The following is a 17,856-nucleotide window of genomic DNA, read 5'->3' as shown; positions in this document are numbered from 1 at the left end:
AAACAACATTACTTACTTTTACCTTTACTACTGCCAGCACTAGTAGAGCTACTACTCTCCATTTGCGAGCCAGGCTTGCTACTTTTACGTCTTTGTCTTTCACGTGCCTCAAGCATTACCGGATTAGAACCGCTATACTTTTCATACCTGCTGCTTGGAGTAAACCCTTTATCGCTATCTTTTTTATCATTATTACTATACATATTGACCCCTAAGTAAAAACATTATGTAACTAGTATACTAAAAATAAATTGTAGTGCAAGCACTTTTTTTATATTTTTTAGTATAAATTTTATTCGTCATTTTTATACTCCTGGATTCCAGCGTCACGCACTGGAATGACATGGTGAGGCGTCATCCAAGTAGCTGACGCTGGTTTCCATCCAAGAGGGTGTCATCCCAGTGCCCAGACACTGGGATCTAACTACCTTCACGATTATGTCTTTCCTACTGATTGACCTTCTACACATTTCTCAACTTTTACATCATTAGTCAATCCTCTTGGTGATTGAGCATCATTCACAGAACCTTCATTCTCAGCACCATTCCAAACACCTATTTTAAAATTGGCAAGTTCTTTTGCAAGTTTGGTGTAAAGGTTATCCGCTTCTTTCTTATTAACATTACCATTCAGACGGCTTGCTGCATAACTAGCAGACTCGTTTTTCTTCCCATTATCAAGCTTGTTTCCTTGTCCATTAGTGGGTGGCGTGGTTCCTCTTCCATTAACACTAGTATTCGCATCCCTTTCTCGGAAACCAATATTCTTTATTTTATTAAAATTAATTTTTATCCCACTTGCCACAGGCTTCTTGTCTGGAAGTTTCGGTGGACACACCTCTTTCTTCGGTTCAGGCTTCGCTTTTTTCTCTTCATTCACTTTTTCTGGTTTTTGTGAATTTTCATGATATTTTCTTTCAAGCTCAGCAAGACGCAATAGATGTTTCAAAGGATCTGACGCAATTTCAAGTTCTGGTTTGCTCAGAACAACCGGTCTTACAAATCCTGGTGAAATTTCAAAAAGGAAAACTGGCACTTTAGGTTTTTCTCTTTCATCCACTTTCATTTCTACGTTTTCGCAAACTTCTTTAGTTGCTTCTAATGATGTTTTTTCTGCTTTTTTATCTTCTTTTTCTGTAGATGCCTCTACCGCAGCCGCCAACTCAACTCCAAACATCTCTGCGAACATTGTAACAATCCATCCGACAACGGCCATTTGTAACCTGAGTTTCAGATCTTGCAATGCAGTTAATCTTTCTAACGCCCTTGCAAACTCTTCTTCTGATAACTCACCACTGCCTAATTTTTTCTGCAATTCTTTTATCTTTTTGTCCAACTTCTGATTGAAACTTAAATCGCGTGCAAAAATCTTCTTGATTAACTCCTTAAGCTTATCACGCAAAAACTTCATTATCGCAGCAATCAGGTTTTTTTCTTTCTTCTCCTTGAGCATTTGGTAGATTTTCGGATCATCTACATCTACTTCAAAAAGGTTGAAGAGAGATTCAAAGAAATTCCAGAAATCTCCGAGTACTCTTCCTTTTTCACCAGTGAAGTAATCCTCATCATCACCTTCTCCGATATATAGCTCTGCTTGAGATGATATTTCATCGATACAACTAGAAGCCTGACGCTCACACTCGAGCCTCCTGAGCAAATCTTGTCTGGTAAGCTCCTCTATGGCTGCTTTTAGTTCATTTAGCTTCTGCTCTGCAGAGAAATCTTGCTCCCTGATTTTTCCTTGGAAGATTGAGCTACCGTTTCCGTTATTATCTGAAAAATTTTCCATTATTTTTGCCTCCTCAATAAAATTACTGCCTTTGTTGTTACCTGAAAAGCTTTCCACCATTTTTACTTCCTTCATAAAACTTAATTCTACAGTACTAAATATTTAAGAACTATTAATGTAAAGATGTCAATAAAATTATTTACATTTTTACACTATATATATTATATCATGTGCTATTTAACCTTTCAATAATATTTTTTATTTTTACTGCTTCTTCAAACTCTAGTATGCGCTTTTCTTAAATTATCCTTATTAATATTTGCTTTTGCCTCTATCCCACTTTTTCTTGTAAAGTATTTGATATAGATTTTATTATACTCTTTGGCATAACATTTGCAACATACTTTATCTATAAATGGAAATTATTATACTTGCAGCTAGACACAATTTGAAATAATTTACACTATAAAGTTAAGGAACGAGATCCCAGATACAAGTGTCTGGGCACTGGGATGACAGGAGGGGGGATTGGAATGACACCAGTATGGTTATTAATTGAATAAATAACCTCCTTATTTTCAGAAATCATTGGCAAACAAATGTGATGCCATATGTTTTTTGGCTTAGATAAGAGGTTCCCAGTTAAGTCTTCCAGGTGGAGCCTATGCATCACAAGCACAATTACTCCTTTTTTTCTATCGTTGAGTCTCGTTACTAAAGTCTGATCGAACCAGTTTGTGGCACGTTTTCTAAATGTTTCACTCAAAGCTTGAGCAGGGTTAAGCGGATCATCCACAATAATAGAGTCACCACCTTCACCGGTTAATGTTCCTCCAACTGATGTTGCGATTCTGTATCCTCTCTGCACTGTTTGGAATTTATATTTAGTGTTCTGGTCTTTGGATAGTTCTACCTCTGGAAATAGTTCTTTATACCAATCAGATTGCATTATGCACCTGGTATCAAGCGAATGTTTTTCACTAAGCAACTTAGAATAACTTGCAACTATTATTCTTGCAGTTGCCCAGTATCCATGCGGGCCACGCAACACTCATACATATGGACTTCATTGAACGCGGAGGCATATTGAATATTATGCGCCTTACTTCGCCAGCATTCGCTGCTTCCAGCCTTTCTGCTATGACTTTTATGTACTGATAATCATTATACTCACATCCCGGCACCACTGTTTGAAAGCACAGTTCAATGAATTTTAGAAAATTTATATTATCCATATGTGTATTTTAGTGAATGGAATGTAGACTTTAATAGTTTTGATTTGTCTTGTAAGATTGAGGTGTTACAGTGACAGGCTTACAATGCTGCTAATTTAGTAAATAACCTACGAGTGCTATTTCTTCAACTTTATCGAAGTAAAGAATTGATTTCCATTGCGGTAAATGAGCAACATTATTGAATCTTTACCGTTTTTCTTTACTGCTGAATCAACTTGTTTTTGAAAATCATTAGTATTTTCTATATCGGTTCCATCTAATTGGATAATAATGTCTCCTTTTTTAATACCACGCAACGTGGCATTACTGTTACTATCTACATTGGTAACTATCACACCTTTTGTAGGTACATTATTTTTACTTTCTTTTGATTCTTTTGGCAGATTTGAAACAGTTAAACCGGTTACATAATCAGATGTTGATTTATTTTCTTCTTGATTGTTATCTTGGCCATCATTTGTAGATTCTCCGATCACAACTTTAATATTAACCTCTTTGCTCTTTCTAAGTAACTTAACTTGCACTTTTTTCTCAGGTCCAGCTCTTGAAACCATTTGAGGTAATTGTGTCATTCTATCGATTTTTTTACCGTCAAATTCTAATAATATATCACCTACTTTAATCCCACCTTTTTCTGCAGGACTATCCTTTACTATACTTGCAACCAATGCGCCTTTTATATCTTTTAAACCCAAGGACTCAGCAAATTCTTTCGTTATAGGCTGAACTTGCACACCAAGCCAACCATGTTTTATTTTTTTGCCACTTTTTAATGTGTCAATAATTGACATAGCTAAATTAGATGGTATGGCAAAACCTATACCCACGTTGCCGCCAGACTCAGATGGAGAATAGATAGCAGTATTAATACCTATAACTTTTCCATTTAAATCAAATAACGGTCCTCCAGAATTACCCCTATTAATTGCAGCATCAGTTTGAATAAATTCATTCATAGTGCCAATACTAATGTCCCTGGACCTTGCAGATATAATTCCTGTGCTTACAGAGCCACCCAAACCAAATGGGTTACCTATTGCCATAACCGTATCACCAACCCTTGCTTTATCAGAATCACCAAATGCAACAGAAGAAAGATCTTTATCAGAATTAATCTTAAGCACAGCAAGATCAGTTCTTGCATCATAGCCTAAAACTTCTGCTTTGAAATAAGTATTATCGTTCATAGTAACTGTGATATCTTTGGCGTTTTTAATAACGTGATAATTGGTTACTATAGTTCCACCTTTATCTATAATAAATCCAGAACCAAGCAACACCACCTCTTTGTTAACACTAGGGCCCCTATCCATAAAAAACTGATCAAAATGCTCAAAAAACTCTCTAAAATCATCAAAAAAATTATTTCCTGGCATAGATGGAACTCTAGTTCTGCTGTTATTTTCTTGTTTGATGATTTGTTCGCTTGAAATATTTACAACCGCAGGAATGAGTTCTTCCACTAAATCGGCAAGTCCTTGATTACAGTTGCATGCAGTAGTGCTAGCATCAACGACCTTTTTTGCATTCCAATCAAACATATTAGCATACGAAGAAAACGCAATTAGAAAATATGCAAATATAGATAAAATAAATGCCTTACTTTTCATAGACTATTTCCACCCCTTATTTAAAATATCTAAAAAGTTATTGTTTGGTGAAAGTACAAATTTAGTATTATTTTCGGCAAATGATTTACTGTAAGCGCTCATAGAGCGATAAAAGTTAAAGAACTCTTCATCGACCTTAAATGCCTCATTATAAATTCTAGTTGCTTCAGCATAACCACGGCCCCTTATTTCGTACGATTCTTTTACTGCACTGGAGATAATTTCCCTTTTTAATTTATCAGCTTTTGATCTAACTTCCTGCCCAGCTTGCTCTCCTTCTGCTCTAATTTCTTTTGCTTCTTTTTCCCTTTCAGTTTGCATACGGCGAAATATTGCAGAACTATTTTCTTCTGGTAAGTCTGCTCTCTTAATTCTTACATCTATTATTTCTATGCCAAATTTTTCAGCTTCAGAATAAACTCCACGCTGAATCAATTGCATAACCTCTGATCTTTTTTCATTCAACAAGCTAATCAACGAAAATCTGCCTATATTTTCTCTTATGTGTGCTTCTATAACCGGATATAATCTTCTAACCAGACCTGATTCATTCCTCACAGCCTGGTAAAAAGTAACAGGATTTGTTATTTTATATTTTGCATACGCATCTACTATAATACGTTTTTGATCCGCTGTTATCACTTCCCTTGGGATCTTATCAGGACTTAAATCTAAAACTCTTTTATCAAGAAACTCTACACTATTTATGAATGGCAACTTAAAATATAAGCCACTTTCCCTAACATCCCTTACAACTTTACCGAGTTGTATAACTATCGCTTGCTTTGTTTCTTGCACAACAAATATTGAATTAAATAAAACAATCAATAAAACAACAAATACAGAAACAAAAACAATTTTAATATTACTACTCATGGTTATTTTCCTAAATTTGTAAGAGGTAAATAAGAAAACATACCTTTCAGATCATCAGTTACAACAACTTTGTCTACCTTACTGAAAATATTTTCCATAGTTTCAAGATAAATACGATTCTTAACGAGAGAAGGATTCTGTCTATATTCCTCATAAAGAGATAAAAAGCGATTTGCATTACCTTTTGCTTCATTTATTATTTCATTTTCATATGCTTGTGCATCTAATTTTATCTTTATCGCTTCACCCTTTGCTCGAGGTATAATATCATTATTATAAGCATATGCTTCGTTTATAGTACGCTCTTTGTCTGCACGAGCACTTTGTACATCTCTAAACGAACTGATTACTTTTTCTGGTGGATCAATTTTTTTCATTTGAACAGATAAAATCTCTATACCCATTTGGTATCCATCAAGAATCTGCTGCAATAGAATTCTAGTATCTCTAGAAATTTCTGGTCTGCCTTGACCAAGTGCAAAAGAGATCGTATTTTTACCTATTATTTCTCTCATGGCACTTTCAGCAGCATTTTTAACACTGAAACCGGGTTTGTAATCCCGCACTTTGAATAAATAGTCCTTAGCATCTCTAACGCGCCACTGAACCTCGAAGTTAACGTTGACTATATTTTCATCTCCAGTTAGCATCACGCCTTCACCGCGATCTGTATCTCGCCCATAAGAACTACTTACCCCAATTTCTTCACGATTTACTTCCTTAACGTTCACTTTAAAAACCTTGCCAATAGGGTAGGGGAAGTGATAACGCAAACCAGGTGTTTCTGTATTAGAATATTTACCAAAGGTAAGTTCTATACTTTCTTCACTAGGATGGACAATATAAAAGCCAGTGCAAGCATAGAACAGCAAAATAATGAAAATGATGAAATAAGGTTTTTTGCCCCTGTTTCTGGTTAATCCATTAAGAAAGAACCTTATATCAGATACAGCTTTACTTAAAATATCTTCATTATTAGGAGTTTTGTTCCCTACCGGTTTCTTTCCCAGATTCCAAGGATTATTATCATCAAACATAATGATTGATTCTATAATTAATACGCTAATATTACTTCTTTAATAAGAAAATGCAAACATAAATTGCTATTTTATTTACAAATTAATCATCAGGATGGAAAACATGATCGTACACTTCCTTTTCTCTATGTAATATGGTCGACTCTATGGAATTTTCTGGCTTTTTTTTGAATTCTTTGTTGTCACTCTTTAAGTGCACTACGTCTTTGTGAAAATGGGAATTATACCTAAATAGTAAAGCTATTATTATTAAAGTTATAACAGCCAAAAAGATGAGTGTTCTTTTTCTATACTTCATAAATGCTGCAGCTTCTTGACCTAATTTTCTATGTTACCACAAAACACGTCAAGCGAAATTATTTGAAGACAAATAAATACTGGCAATCAATTTAACACTAACTTAAGAATCAAGGAATACAATTATAATATATTTAATTAATAGTGAGGTTTAAAATGTTACATAATGAAAAAAATTCAAATTCTGTTGGAACTCAACAAAACCAACCAGAAGATAGTTTTGATTTGAATAAAACGATGCAAAATCTACCAAATTCAGATATTGCTAATGATCACAAGAAGCTAAAAGAAAGAATGACTGACCTGTTAAAAGGAGATACAGAATTCCCTAAGATGAAACAAGGAGATAAGATTCTTGTAGTAAGTACAGCAAGTGGATTATTTACGGCAGTACTACCACTTTTGGCAGTTGGTGCAACACTTGCTATACCGGGTGCTATAGTTGGTCTTGCTTTATATTTCGCTGTAAAAGTCGCTGTAAAAGCAGTTCAATCTGGATATAAAGGGCTCAAGTGGTCAGCAGAAAAAACAGTTGATGGGGCGAAATATACTGCTGGGAAAGTTAAGGACGCATCAACATACGCTGCCGGAAAAGTTAGAGATGGTGCTATGCATGTTAAAGATAAGGTGAAAGAAGGTTATGAACATTCAGTAGGTTCACTGAAAAAAGGCGCTAGTTTTGTAGGCGAAGGAGTGGCAAATAAGTTCCATAAGGCATCTGGTGAGACGGACTATTTAGATAAGGTAAAAAGGTTTACTCCAGATGCAATTAAGAAATCTGACGAAATAAGAAATGATATGAAAGCAATTTTTGCTGATAAAGGAAATAATTCTGGGTTAGTGAAAAATATACTTTCTGGAATATCGTCAGAAATTGATTTAAAAATGGCAGAGAAGGCAAAATCAGGGGAGATTGAACATACTTCTGGATGGCAAGTACAGAAAGAATTCATTAATAATTTAAATGAAAAAAGCTTGCATAACTTGTTAACACAAAGGTCATTACCTAAAGGTAGTTATTTCATCGACAGTGTTTTCTCTGAACATCACGATGAAATTAAGAAGGTTATTAAAGAATGTAGAGAAAATCATTTGTACTCAAGCGTAAGCAATATGTTTGACAGAGCAGAGAAAAAAGCTAACAGGCCTTCTGTCAAAAGTTTAACTAGGTCTGTGTCATCATCATTCTCTTCACTGGGAAGAAAAGGCTCTGAACAATCTAACAGCTTGTCAAAAAGCAATTCACTAAATTCTATAGGAACTGAAAGTACTGCTACTGTCTCTGATTCAGATTCTCAGAACTTTGCAACAGTCCGTAGAAGCAATTCATCTAGTAGCTTAACTCCTAAGCTTACTCCAGTTGCTCCACCAGAACTACCAAGAAGCGCCTCATTGACTAACTTAAATGGACAAAGTTCTTTCAGTGAAGATGTTCTCAGTGATCCTATTGTGGAGCAAAACCTGGATAGTTTGAGTAACAGAACTCTCACTCACAGTAATTCTACTGATAGTGGAATGGGTTCTGGTTCTTCTACGCTAACAAGAAAACAAGTTCTTCCTTTAAAAGAAGAATTTGACAGAGAACTCGAAGAAAAGTTGGCAAAACGACGCGCATCTCTAGATCAACCTAGTGCAGAACCTGTCAACTCAAGAGCTACAGCAACTCCAGGAACAGTGTAATAAGTAAAACTTCTACCTTCTCCAAAAGGATGTTACTCAATGAGTAACGTCCTTTTTTTGTTTTTAAACTATAGAAAAATCCTAGATCCCAGCGGTATGCGTACAACCGTATGAACATTGTGATTTCTCTGCTAGGAAAGGTGTCATCCGAGTAGCTGACACTGGGATCCAGGAAAGTTTGCTTGTTTACAAGCAAACTAGCATAGGAAGTGGTTACAACGTTTTCGATGAGATTATATGGAAAACTGGATTCCAGTGTCAAGCACTGGAATGACATCACAGGGGCACTGGGATGACACCTTTACGTTTGAGGCAAACTAGCTATAACACTTAACATACTACCTTTGCAAACAAATGTTCATACAGTACGCGCTGGCGTTATTTTCTCTTGATGAATAAATCTCGGTAGAGTATAGTAGCAATGCATTTATGTAGCTACTAATGAATAATTTAGTTTTGGTTTATACAACTTTTTCAAATTTTGAGGAGGCTAAAACTGTTTCTGAAGAATTGTTAAACGAGAAATTAATTGTATGTGTAAATATATTTCCCGAAGTGAATTCTCTGTATTTATGGGAAGGTAAAATTAGTAATAGTTGTGAAGTAGTGGCAATTATGAAGAGCAGGAATGATCAAGTTGATAAAATTGTAGAAAAAATCGAAGCAATGCATTCTTATGATCAGCCAGCTATTGCTGTGATGCCCATAGAAAAAGCAAATAAATCTTTTACTAATTGGGCTAATAGTGTTATTGATGTAAGTAGTATTGGGGTGTAGCCAAGTGGTAAGGCAGCGGTTTTTGATACCGCCACGCGAAGGTTCGAATCCTTCCACCCCAGCCATATTGAAGTGGGTGTGAAATGATATCACTTTTCTATAAATTAAGATTATTGAATTATATATTAGGTAGTCTAAAAGATATAATTGTGAAACTGTTTCTCTTCACAATGTATCTTTACACATTCAGCATTGTGCTCATGTTTCTCAGCAATGGTTTTTGGTATGCTGTAGAATTTTGCTCTTTCAAAAATGCGTTTTACCGTTTGTTTCAATATTGCAAGTGGTATTATGAAAATAGGGAAGATCTCGGTTACGGAATTTCTATTCGAATATTAGTGGCGTTTCTTACTCCGCATTTTCTCTATAAATTATTACTTGGCACAGGCTGGAAGTCCTTTTTAAAGGAAAAGATAATACAGATACTCAACACAAGAAGAAAAAAGGGTAGTGAGTTCAGTAACAGTAGCAAACCAAGTGGCAGTAGTTATAGTGATAAGAATAATTACAGCAATAACAGTGGTAACAATGAGCGTCAAGCTCAAGATGCAAAGCGAAAAGTAAACATGATAAAGCAGCTATTAATCAAAGATATAGAGGCAACTATAGATAGGAGATTGAATTATATTTTTTTCGGTAAAAGGAGTAAACCTCATTAAGTATATAAAAAGGCTTTATCTAGTAAGGCTTTTTAAGGTTGGCTGTATTTTATTTTTTACGTATACCGGATCACAATCAGCCAATATACATGTGTGCACAAAATCTTGACTAAAGTCTGACAACCAAGAAATTGCCTTACGTTTTTCTACCAAGCTTTCTGTTTTTTTACAGTTACTTGCTGCATCAATCATTGCCTGCGCTATTACTGATTTCCACAGCAAATAATACCTTTGTATATCATCTGACGTACTATTTGTTTCATAGTGGTTAAAAAATTCTTTAAAATTGAAGTTGTTTGACATAATGATACCTCTTTGGATTGAAATTTGAAATGATTTGAGTTTATGTCGCCACAGCAGATTCCGCTAACAAGCAGCGGGATGACGGTTGTCGTTTAGCCATAAACATTAAGAAATTTACCAAATGAAAAAAAAGGCAAAAGAAGCCCCGTGGTTATTATCCGCTTTAAAATATTGGCGTTTTTTATGTTTTAAACGCTTGACAAGCGAGATTCAGCCGCTTTTAATTGCAACTAACTTACGCTGCAAATGTTTAAGAAATTTACTAAGCAGAAAAAAAGACAAAGAATCCCCGAGTTAGCTAGTCTTTTACTATCTCTGTCGAGTATTGGCATTTTTTGATGTCTTGTAACGCTTTATAAGCGCGTTCAGCTTATTTAGATAAAAATCTAGATGTAGATGAAGTTTTGTAAAGACATACAGTATCTATATACTGCAAAAAATTGAACATAAGACGCCGATACATTAAGTAATCCTTACCTTTTAATCTGCAGATTGGCAAAAGCAAATACAATAGCTTCACTATCATGATAAGGGCGCTGGCGAAGGGTGTCAAGTAAGTTTTTTCGTTTCTGTGGGCTACCTGGTTTTCCTACTGAAATTTTGAAAAATGTAATCTACTCCTATATTCAAATATATCAAGCAGTAATTCAAAATCAGCCATTGCGCCTTTTGCGTTATTATACGCGAGATTGAGCAGCTCTTTGTCCTGATATAAATCAGCAAATTTAAATTCCATACATCCTGATTGTTTTGTGCCTAAAATATCTCCACTGCCTCTTAGCATCATATCCCTTTCAGCAATGTAAAATCCATCTTGTGACTCACACATGATCTTTAACTTTGAAGATGAGCTTTTACTTAAATTATCGTATAATAATACACAAAAAGATGGCTTGTTTCCTCGCCCTACTCTGCCTCTTAACTGATGCAATTGTGATAACCCAAATTGCTCTGCATTTTCTATAATCATGATGGTTGCATCTGGCACATCTATACCAACTTCTATCACAGTGGTTGCAACAAGCAGAGAAAATTCATTCCTTTTGAAGGAAAACATAACTTGATCTTTCTGCTCCTGAGTCAATTTTCCGTGTATTATCCCGACTTTATCAAGAAATGTTTTTTGTAATTCCTGAAAACGCATCTCTGCTGCAGCAATATTGGTCTCTTCGTTTTCTTCTATATATGGACAAATCCAATATGCTTTTTCGCCCCTGTTTATAGCACCTTTTAGCTTTTCAATAACATCTGGCACCCTACTAATGTTCATAGTTACAGTTTTTATTGGCAATCTGGATTTTGGTTTTTCTTTCAAAATTGAACATTCAACATCACCATACATAGCTTGCTGCAAGGTTCTTGGAATGGGAGTTGCAGTAACGAAAAGTATATCGGCATTTTCTCCTTTTCCTACCAAGCGATTTCTCTGCATCACTCCAAATCGCTGTTGTTCGTCTATGACTGCAAGCCCTAAATTTTTAAATGTAACGTTAGCTTGAAATAGTGCATGAGTGCCAATCACTATATTTAAAACACCACTTGCAAGTTCGTTCATGATAATCTTTCTTTCCTTGCGCGAAGTTTTACCAGTAAGCAGCGCAACTTTTATATCGGTACAGGATAAAACTTCCTCAATCCAATTATAATGTTGCTCCGCCAAGATAGTAGTCGGTGCCATTAGAGCTGCCTGCATGTTGTTTTCTACCACATTTATCATTGCAAAAAGTGCAACTACGGTTTTGCCACTACCAACATCACCTTGCAGCAAGCTTATCATGCGATACTTGGATTTTTGTCTCTCTGAGATCTCATCTATTGCACGAGTTTGATCATTTGTTAATTGAAACGACAATTCATTTAAAACTTGCTCTTTGTATTTACTCAATATTATAAATTCTCTTCCCCTTTCTTTCACATGATTTTTTCTTGCAAGTTTCAGCGCTAGCTGATACGCAAACAATTCATCATAAGCAAGCCTTTTTCTACAAACCTCAGCTTCCACCAATGAGCTTGGTCTGTGCAACTTTATGATGCTTTCCCTCCAACTTAACCATTTTTTTTGCTTGATTAATGTATCATCTATCCACTCTGGTAAATCAGGCAATTCCTTTAGATTAGAGCTTATTATGTTCCCAATGCGCTTATTGGTAATGCCACGGCATAATTGGTAAACTGGCTCTATGCAAGCTATTTCTTTAAATTGGTTGATGTCAAGCGACACGTAATCTGGATGAGTAATTTGCCAATGTTCAGCAAATTTTTCGAGTTTGCCACTGATGATCACATTCGCTCCAATTGGAAATAGTTTATATAAATACTTAACTGAGTAATTAAAAAAGACTATGAATATATACTGACTCTCACTTTCAACGACTATTTTATATGGTCTACCTCTAAAAGTGGGCGACTGATGCTCATAAACTTTTGCAATGAAAGTTGTAAATTCTCCAACTCGAGCATCAGATAGTAACTTGCTTCTATCCACATAACTAAGTGGCTTATAAAACAGCAGATCCACCACCTTGTCCCCACCACAAAGTTTAGGCAATATTGCGGAATGGAACTTAGGTATATTCTCCAGCCTGCTATTTAGAAAAATCTGATTGCTCATTGAGATTCATACATGTGTAAAACTGTTATAGAGCCTTTTTAAAATCTTGTCACCTTATGGTCAGGTATGCACTATAGCTAGCACAGCTCTCTAACGTTATACCGCGATTCATTCGCGGTATCTCAGCCGCTAACACGTAACGGAATGACGAATTTGTTGTTTTTAAAATCGTCGGTAAGCCTAAGTTACCCCTAACTATATTTGCTATCATAGGGCTTATAGTAGGTATTTTATTAACTTATTAATCATTTTTATGTATTATTATACCATTAGCAGTCTATATCAAGGTATTAATGATGAACGGCTCTACACCAAAAGAAAAGGAAAATCCAATAGTTACACTAAGAGCTCAAGCAGAAAAGTTTGGTTTTAGCAGGTTGAGGGCTGGTAAAGATAATGCTGAAGCGAATTCTGGTGCAACTATGTACGTAGATCTTCCAAGAATGAAACTTGTTATTCAGAACAAAGTTATAACAAAAGAGCTTGTTGATGAATTATATAATAAACATACCAACCTCATTTCAAATGACAAAAATAAGTACCGCCAATTTGTAAAACAAGTTTTTACAGAGCTATTTGAATATGCTGAAGCAGAAGTTCCAAATGATTCTATTCTAGAAGAACTAATCACTAATTGTAACCAGGCTGCTTATGTGGGTGCATTGTATGGTAAAGGAGGACCTATCCTTCATTTAGCTGAAACATATGGGTTATTGTTTCAGTCTAATCATGTAACACATATTAATTGTAGTGATCCAAGTCATGCGGCAATCAGAATTGAAGAAAAAATTGCAGTTCGCACTTTTGCAGAACTGGAAGAAGAATTATGTAAATTGGATAGCTCGCTAGAATTCACACTTAAGTCTCAAGGTGATAAAAATGTAACATATGAAGATGGTAAATTGTCACTTACTGTTCCTAAGAGACTGAAGGACTATAATATAGGTGATAAAAACTTGTTTGACGTTATAAAAGAGTGTTTTCAGAAATTTTGCGAGAGGCTTGGATTTTTTAAAATAAAAATAGAGCATGGCTTGGATAAGCCACCAAAAGTGAACAGCCATCTGGAAAATATGGAACCGCCCATTCATAGCAATGAGTATGGAAATACACCTGGAAACTAACAATTAAAATATTTCAAGCGCTGTTAGCTCATTTGCACAATCAATGACTTCAGAACTTGGGAACTGGTTTTTAAACCAAGTGTACTGGCGTTTTGCGTAGTGTCTTGTGTTTGTTTGAGCAATCTGTATCGCTTCGTCTAAAGTAATCTCACCTTTCAAATACTTTACAATTTCTGGCACTCCATGTGCTTTCATAGCTGGCAAATTTGGAGCTAAGTTCATACTAAGTAGCTTTTTTACTTCATCAATTGCTCCATTTTCGATCATTTTGATAAAACGAGAATTTATTTTTTGGTATACATCCTCACGTTTAGGCAAAATTGTATATATCTTAAAATTATCGAATAAAGGAGGCTGTCTATTTTCTTGCCATACAAAGATTGTCTTACCAGTTTCAGTGATAACTTCAAGTGCTCTTGAAAGACGGTGCGAGTCATTAATACAGATTTTATCTTGAACTTTTGAGTCTTTGCTTAATACTAATTTATAGAACTCCTCTTTACTTAAATTTTTCCTGAGCTCACTTACGTTTTTTCTCACTTCCTGACTTATTTGTGGCATTGATGATAAGCCTTTGATGAAACTGCTGATGTAAAGCCCGCTTCCTCCAGTGATGATAGGTATTTGAGCATTTTCTAATGCGTGATTAACTTCTTTTTCTAAATCCTCTAACCATAGACCCACGGAATAATTTTCTTTTGCTGAAACATAACCATATAATTTATAAAATTCTTCTTGCTTTAGTGGTTGAGCAGTAATTATGGGAATTTCTTTGTATACCTGCTTTGAATCACAATTTATTATACTAATATTTCCATATTTTTCTCTCAGGTTATCGCATAATTCTGATTTACCTGAGGCCGTAATTCCTGTAATAATTACTATATTATTTTTCATTTATATTAATTTAATTAACATATGATAAAGTGTAGTAAAAGTTTGGATTCTACAATCTAAAGTTTGGAGATTTTTATGGCAGAAAACAACGACAATAATTCATTTACTAAGCGTTTCACAAACAGGACTCCTGGCGGTACAGGGGAAGGTTTTTCCAGTAAGTATTCGTCTCAAAACACCAAAGAACGGGCATTAGGGGAAAAAGGAAAAATTTCTGAATTAGCAGGCAAAAAAACCGAATCCAAGGAAGCTTTTTCTGAAAGTGGCGGCATAAAAAGTAAAAGCAGAACTGTCAATGAAAGATCTTTTGCTGATGCAACAAAAAGAAGTAGGTCAGATCTTATATACTTAGTCCGTGGTAAAGATCGTGGAAAATCAGCGTGGCATTATGTATTAGTTGATAAAGAGAAAAGAGAAATGTTTCTAGCAAAAAGCAGAACTGGCTCTATAGATGTTGCAGACTATGGAGAGATTTTGTATTCAGGATGGGGAGAGGATCCACCACAGGCAATAATTGATAAAGTCAATGAAGAGTTTGGGTTGTAGCAAATCTGCATAACAAATGGTAAGCTGCGTTGCATTACGTTTACAAAAACTAGCAGTTACTATATAAGATACAGTGCAACAAAACTGATCTAGTTGTTATGAATAAGTTTTTAGCTATATGGTATCTAAAATAATAAATGCAATACAGAACAATTTATTAGTGTGTTTTCCAACAGAAACAGTGTATGCTCTTGCTTGTAATGCACTAGATAATGAATCTATAGGAAAAATATATCAGATAAAGAAACGCTCTCAAAATAAACCACTGTCTATATTTGTTAGTGATATTTACAATTTGACAAAAATAGCAAAGGTAAAGGAAAGATATATTGATTTAATAAACCACTTTTCTCCTGGACCAATTACCTATATTTTACCACTTAAAAACAACAACATATTGCCAAACGAATTCTTTAAAGATAGTATAGGTATCAGAATTCCTGAGCATCCTATTGCAATTTCAATACTAAACAAACTGAAAGTTCCAATAGTTGCAACTAGTACAAATATTTCAGGAAAAGAAAGTGTATGTAAGGCAAACGATATACCACAATCCATTAAGCAACATTTATCTGTAGTGATTGAAGATGACGAACTAGTTTCTGGTATAGAATCTACTATTATTGACTTAACCGAAGATAAGATTAAGGTTTTAAGGGAAGGTGCAATTTCATTACAAACAGTAAACAACGCATTTTCAAACTAAAATCTATAGGAGAAAGAATGAAAAAAGTAATAGGCCACAACCAAGCCAAAAAAAAAATAATGAACAACTTATCTGTTCAGTCTTGGCTGATCTGTGGTAAAAAAGGTATAGGAAAAGCAACACTTGCAAAATCCTTCTCCAATTGGTTACTCATAAAAAACTATAATGAAGTAGCATTGGACTTACACATTGTTGAAGGTGATACTATCGGAATAGAAAAAGTCAGAGAAATGAAAAACTTTCTACACTTAAGTCCCATTCAATCAGAACACAAAATAGCTATAATAGATAGCTTAGAGGCAATGACTAATAACGCTAAAAACGCAATATTGAAAATATTAGAAGAGCCGCCAAAAAATTCTAAGATATTTATAATTAGCCATAAGCCATATGATATACAAACCACTATCCGGTGTAGGTGCTTTCAGCTAAATTTACTCCCATTAACTTATGATGAAACAAAGCAAGTTGCTTCATCTCAATGTAAATTTGATAATCAAACGTTTGACGAAATGATTACTTTATTTCCTGGAATGCCAGGAATGATAATAAATACAATAAGTAGTGATGCTTATGAAGCATACAAATGCTTTTATAAATTTCTTCATGATTTAAAGAATCCCAATATGATTAATAAAGTAATTAATAGCGAAATCGAACTAGAACTAGCATCATATATAATTCAGGCCTTCATTTTAGAAAGCATAAAGAGAGAGGTAAATGGTGTTGAAATTCTGCTAAGTCAGTGGAAAAAAATAGATGAACTTTTCGTTGCCGCAAAGCAACTCCACTTAGATAAAAAGCATGTTTTAGCTAATGTAGTTAATATCATGACATAAGTTTACAAAGTATAATACTTTTAACATAAATTCATGATAAAATTCTGTTAATTTAATACTCGAAGTATATAATTTGACTGATAATAAATTAACTGTATGGCAATCAATAGAAGTTTTGACGAAAGCCATATTGAACATGCAGAAAAAATTAAGCTTAATTAAGAATATAGCTTCAGATCAAGACATAACCCTAGAAAAAGGAAAGGAGTTGTTAAGTGGCATTTATGAAGCAAATTTTAAGCTAAACAAGACAATCAATATAGCTACTTTGCCAAAAATTGGCTATCATATGCTAAATGGTGAGCTTGTTGTACGTAATCATATTACGGAAGAGGAAGTAAAGATTCCTGGAGATTTTCATTACCTTAAAGTCGTAAAATCCGATCATGATAATTATAAATTAACGTTTTGTAATTTTTTAGGTAATGAGTTTTTTGAATATAAAAAGTATGATCCACAATATTCTGGTATTTCAGATGAATATAAATTTGTGGATTTTGGTAGTGTAAAAAAGACTCATAATCTAAAATTTAAGGAATACATTGGTCATGCACCTAAATTTTTTGCTGCAGAAGGGCCTATTGAGCCTGGATCCCAAAACCATGTAATTGATCTATTTGAGCTAGTCAAAAGTGGTAAAGGTAGAAAAGTGGGAACCTTTGCTGATGAATTTGGTTATTTTGATGATCAAAATAAATTACATTATTATAATTATCACAAAAGTGTAGAAAGTAATACTTATGATCCTGAAAATTTCAGTGTAAAAATGATAAATATAGATGTGAGCAAAATCGATAAATTCTACCTCATTGCAGAACAAGGTGATATAATCATTCATCCTATTTGGGAAAATTTAGACATATTTTAAAGTTTTTTTTAGAGTATCTAAGCTTATTGTTATTATAATGATCCGATTAGGTCTGGTAGTAT

Annotated in this window: 17 protein-coding genes, 1 tRNA gene and 1 pseudogene; 9 read left to right on the top strand and 10 right to left on the bottom strand. The window is 34.5% G+C overall.

The annotated features are described in order from the left end of the window. Positions 1 to 8: 8 nt before the first annotated feature. The 7 genes and pseudogenes from ACQH3L_RS05800 to ACQH3L_RS05770 all read right to left on the bottom strand — a co-directional run bounded on the left by ACQH3L_RS05800 (position 9) and on the right by ACQH3L_RS05770 (position 6,785). Entirely contained in the window at positions 9 to 203 is a 195-nt protein-coding gene (locus ACQH3L_RS05800; RefSeq protein ID WP_274979287.1) for a hypothetical protein, read from the bottom strand. Between the two features lie 233 nt (positions 204 to 436). Continuing rightward, positions 437 to 1,849, bottom strand: a complete 1,413-nt coding sequence (locus tag ACQH3L_RS05795; RefSeq protein ID WP_425385019.1) for a hypothetical protein — start codon at positions 1,847 to 1,849, stop codon at positions 437 to 439. A gap of 385 nt (positions 1,850 to 2,234) precedes the next feature. Continuing rightward, positions 2,235 to 2,964, bottom strand: a pseudogene (locus tag ACQH3L_RS05790) (hypothetical protein); the annotation flags it as partial. Positions 2,965 to 3,080: 116 nt separating this feature from the next. Further along, complete coding sequence (locus ACQH3L_RS05785) at positions 3,081 to 4,574, bottom strand: DegQ family serine endoprotease (RefSeq protein WP_010962868.1); 1,494 nt, start codon at positions 4,572 to 4,574, stop codon at positions 3,081 to 3,083. A 3-nt stretch (positions 4,575 to 4,577) separates the two neighbouring features. Beyond that, complete coding sequence (hflC, locus tag ACQH3L_RS05780) at positions 4,578 to 5,450, bottom strand: protease modulator HflC (RefSeq protein WP_010962867.1); 873 nt, start codon at positions 5,448 to 5,450, stop codon at positions 4,578 to 4,580. Between the two features lie 2 nt (positions 5,451 to 5,452). Beyond that, the gene (gene hflK, locus ACQH3L_RS05775) at positions 5,453 to 6,487 is read right to left on the bottom strand and encodes an FtsH protease activity modulator HflK (protein WP_010962866.1); all 1,035 of its coding nucleotides are present in this window, start codon (positions 6,485 to 6,487) and stop codon (positions 5,453 to 5,455) included. Positions 6,488 to 6,569: 82 nt separating this feature from the next. Beyond that, on the bottom strand, positions 6,570 to 6,785 hold the full coding sequence (locus ACQH3L_RS05770) for a hypothetical protein (protein ID WP_006279848.1): 216 nt from the start codon (positions 6,783 to 6,785) through the stop codon (positions 6,570 to 6,572). Between the two features lie 155 nt (positions 6,786 to 6,940). Between ACQH3L_RS05770 and walE1 the strand changes: the two genes are divergently transcribed. The 4 genes from walE1 (at position 6,941) to ACQH3L_RS05750 (ending at position 9,900) form a co-directional block, all read left to right on the top strand. Then, entirely contained in the window at positions 6,941 to 8,464 is a 1,524-nt protein-coding gene (walE1, locus tag ACQH3L_RS05765) for an actin bundler (RefSeq protein WP_425384757.1), read from the top strand. A 441-nt stretch (positions 8,465 to 8,905) separates the two neighbouring features. After that, on the top strand, positions 8,906 to 9,241 hold the full coding sequence (cutA, locus tag ACQH3L_RS05760; protein ID WP_006279213.1) for a divalent-cation tolerance protein CutA: 336 nt from the start codon (positions 8,906 to 8,908) through the stop codon (positions 9,239 to 9,241). Beyond that, positions 9,232 to 9,306: transfer RNA gene (locus tag ACQH3L_RS05755), tRNA-Gln, on the top strand. Before cutA ends, ACQH3L_RS05755 begins: the two co-directional genes overlap by 10 nt. 135 nt (positions 9,307 to 9,441) lie before the next feature. Continuing rightward, positions 9,442 to 9,900: a hypothetical protein gene (locus tag ACQH3L_RS05750; protein WP_022626355.1), complete on the top strand. Its 459-nt coding sequence runs from the start codon at positions 9,442 to 9,444 to the stop codon at positions 9,898 to 9,900. 15 nt (positions 9,901 to 9,915) lie between these two features. Here ACQH3L_RS05750 and ACQH3L_RS05745 read toward each other — a convergent pair whose 3' ends face one another. Then, a complete protein-coding gene (locus tag ACQH3L_RS05745; protein WP_010962862.1) occupies positions 9,916 to 10,203 on the bottom strand; it encodes a hypothetical protein in 288 nt (95 codons plus the stop codon). A 589-nt stretch (positions 10,204 to 10,792) separates the two neighbouring features. Further along, positions 10,793 to 12,814 (bottom strand): ATP-dependent DNA helicase RecG, encoded by a 2,022-nt coding sequence (gene recG, locus ACQH3L_RS05740; RefSeq protein WP_038199133.1) that lies wholly within the window; start codon positions 12,812 to 12,814, stop codon positions 10,793 to 10,795. Between the two features lie 296 nt (positions 12,815 to 13,110). Between recG and ACQH3L_RS05735 the strand changes: the two genes are divergently transcribed. Continuing rightward, entirely contained in the window at positions 13,111 to 13,938 is an 828-nt protein-coding gene (locus ACQH3L_RS05735; RefSeq protein ID WP_038199131.1) for a hypothetical protein, read from the top strand. Between the two features lie 3 nt (positions 13,939 to 13,941). On the opposite strand, the gene miaA is transcribed toward ACQH3L_RS05735, so the two are convergent. Next, complete coding sequence (miaA, locus tag ACQH3L_RS05730) at positions 13,942 to 14,835, bottom strand: tRNA (adenosine(37)-N6)-dimethylallyltransferase MiaA (RefSeq protein WP_010082478.1); 894 nt, start codon at positions 14,833 to 14,835, stop codon at positions 13,942 to 13,944. Positions 14,836 to 14,910: 75 nt separating this feature from the next. Between miaA and ACQH3L_RS05725 the strand changes: the two genes are divergently transcribed. From ACQH3L_RS05725 to ACQH3L_RS05710, 4 genes are all read left to right on the top strand, one after another. After that, the gene (locus tag ACQH3L_RS05725; RefSeq protein ID WP_010082479.1) at positions 14,911 to 15,381 is read left to right on the top strand and encodes a hypothetical protein; all 471 of its coding nucleotides are present in this window, start codon (positions 14,911 to 14,913) and stop codon (positions 15,379 to 15,381) included. A 118-nt stretch (positions 15,382 to 15,499) separates the two neighbouring features. Then, positions 15,500 to 16,087, top strand: a complete 588-nt coding sequence (locus tag ACQH3L_RS05720; protein ID WP_006280292.1) for an L-threonylcarbamoyladenylate synthase — start codon at positions 15,500 to 15,502, stop codon at positions 16,085 to 16,087. Between the two features lie 17 nt (positions 16,088 to 16,104). After that, positions 16,105 to 16,926 (top strand): AAA family ATPase, encoded by an 822-nt coding sequence (locus ACQH3L_RS05715; protein ID WP_038199127.1) that lies wholly within the window; start codon positions 16,105 to 16,107, stop codon positions 16,924 to 16,926. A 73-nt stretch (positions 16,927 to 16,999) separates the two neighbouring features. Further along, entirely contained in the window at positions 17,000 to 17,794 is a 795-nt protein-coding gene (locus ACQH3L_RS05710) for a hypothetical protein (protein ID WP_022626354.1), read from the top strand. Positions 17,795 to 17,856: the final 62 nt, after the last annotated feature.

Origin of the sequence: Wolbachia endosymbiont (group A) of Sturmia bella (assembly GCF_964030905.1) — a bacterium.
Taxonomy (GTDB): Bacteria; Pseudomonadota; Alphaproteobacteria; order Rickettsiales; family Anaplasmataceae; genus Wolbachia; species Wolbachia pipientis.
The sequence above is the reverse complement of the archived record's forward strand: the minus strand, read 5'-3'. Positions and strand labels throughout refer to the sequence as shown.

Coding starts and splice junctions, on each gene's coding strand:
- cutA (WP_006279213.1), top strand. CDS start 8,906: ATGAATAATTTAGTTTTGGTTTATACAACTTTTTCAAATTTTGAGGAG.
- ACQH3L_RS05715 (WP_038199127.1), top strand. CDS start 16,105: ATGAAAAAAGTAATAGGCCACAACCAAGCCAAAAAAAAAATAATGAAC.
- recG (WP_038199133.1), bottom strand. CDS start 12,814: ATGAGCAATCAGATTTTTCTAAATAGCAGGCTGGAGAATATACCTAAG.
- ACQH3L_RS05800 (WP_274979287.1), bottom strand. CDS start 203: ATGTATAGTAATAATGATAAAAAAGATAGCGATAAAGGGTTTACTCCA.
- walE1 (WP_425384757.1), top strand. CDS start 6,941: ATGTTACATAATGAAAAAAATTCAAATTCTGTTGGAACTCAACAAAAC.
- ACQH3L_RS05770 (WP_006279848.1), bottom strand. CDS start 6,785: ATGAAGTATAGAAAAAGAACACTCATCTTTTTGGCTGTTATAACTTTA.
- ACQH3L_RS05735 (WP_038199131.1), top strand. CDS start 13,111: ATGAACGGCTCTACACCAAAAGAAAAGGAAAATCCAATAGTTACACTA.
- miaA (WP_010082478.1), bottom strand. CDS start 14,835: ATGAAAAATAATATAGTAATTATTACAGGAATTACGGCCTCAGGTAAA.
- hflC (WP_010962867.1), bottom strand. CDS start 5,450: ATGAGTAGTAATATTAAAATTGTTTTTGTTTCTGTATTTGTTGTTTTA.
- ACQH3L_RS05745 (WP_010962862.1), bottom strand. CDS start 10,203: ATGTCAAACAACTTCAATTTTAAAGAATTTTTTAACCACTATGAAACA.
- ACQH3L_RS05795 (WP_425385019.1), bottom strand. CDS start 1,849: ATGGTGGAAAGCTTTTCAGGTAACAACAAAGGCAGTAATTTTATTGAG.
- ACQH3L_RS05785 (WP_010962868.1), bottom strand. CDS start 4,574: ATGAAAAGTAAGGCATTTATTTTATCTATATTTGCATATTTTCTAATT.
- hflK (WP_010962866.1), bottom strand. CDS start 6,487: ATGTTTGATGATAATAATCCTTGGAATCTGGGAAAGAAACCGGTAGGG.
- ACQH3L_RS05750 (WP_022626355.1), top strand. CDS start 9,442: ATGTTTCTCAGCAATGGTTTTTGGTATGCTGTAGAATTTTGCTCTTTC.
- ACQH3L_RS05725 (WP_010082479.1), top strand. CDS start 14,911: ATGGCAGAAAACAACGACAATAATTCATTTACTAAGCGTTTCACAAAC.
- ACQH3L_RS05720 (WP_006280292.1), top strand. CDS start 15,500: ATGGTATCTAAAATAATAAATGCAATACAGAACAATTTATTAGTGTGT.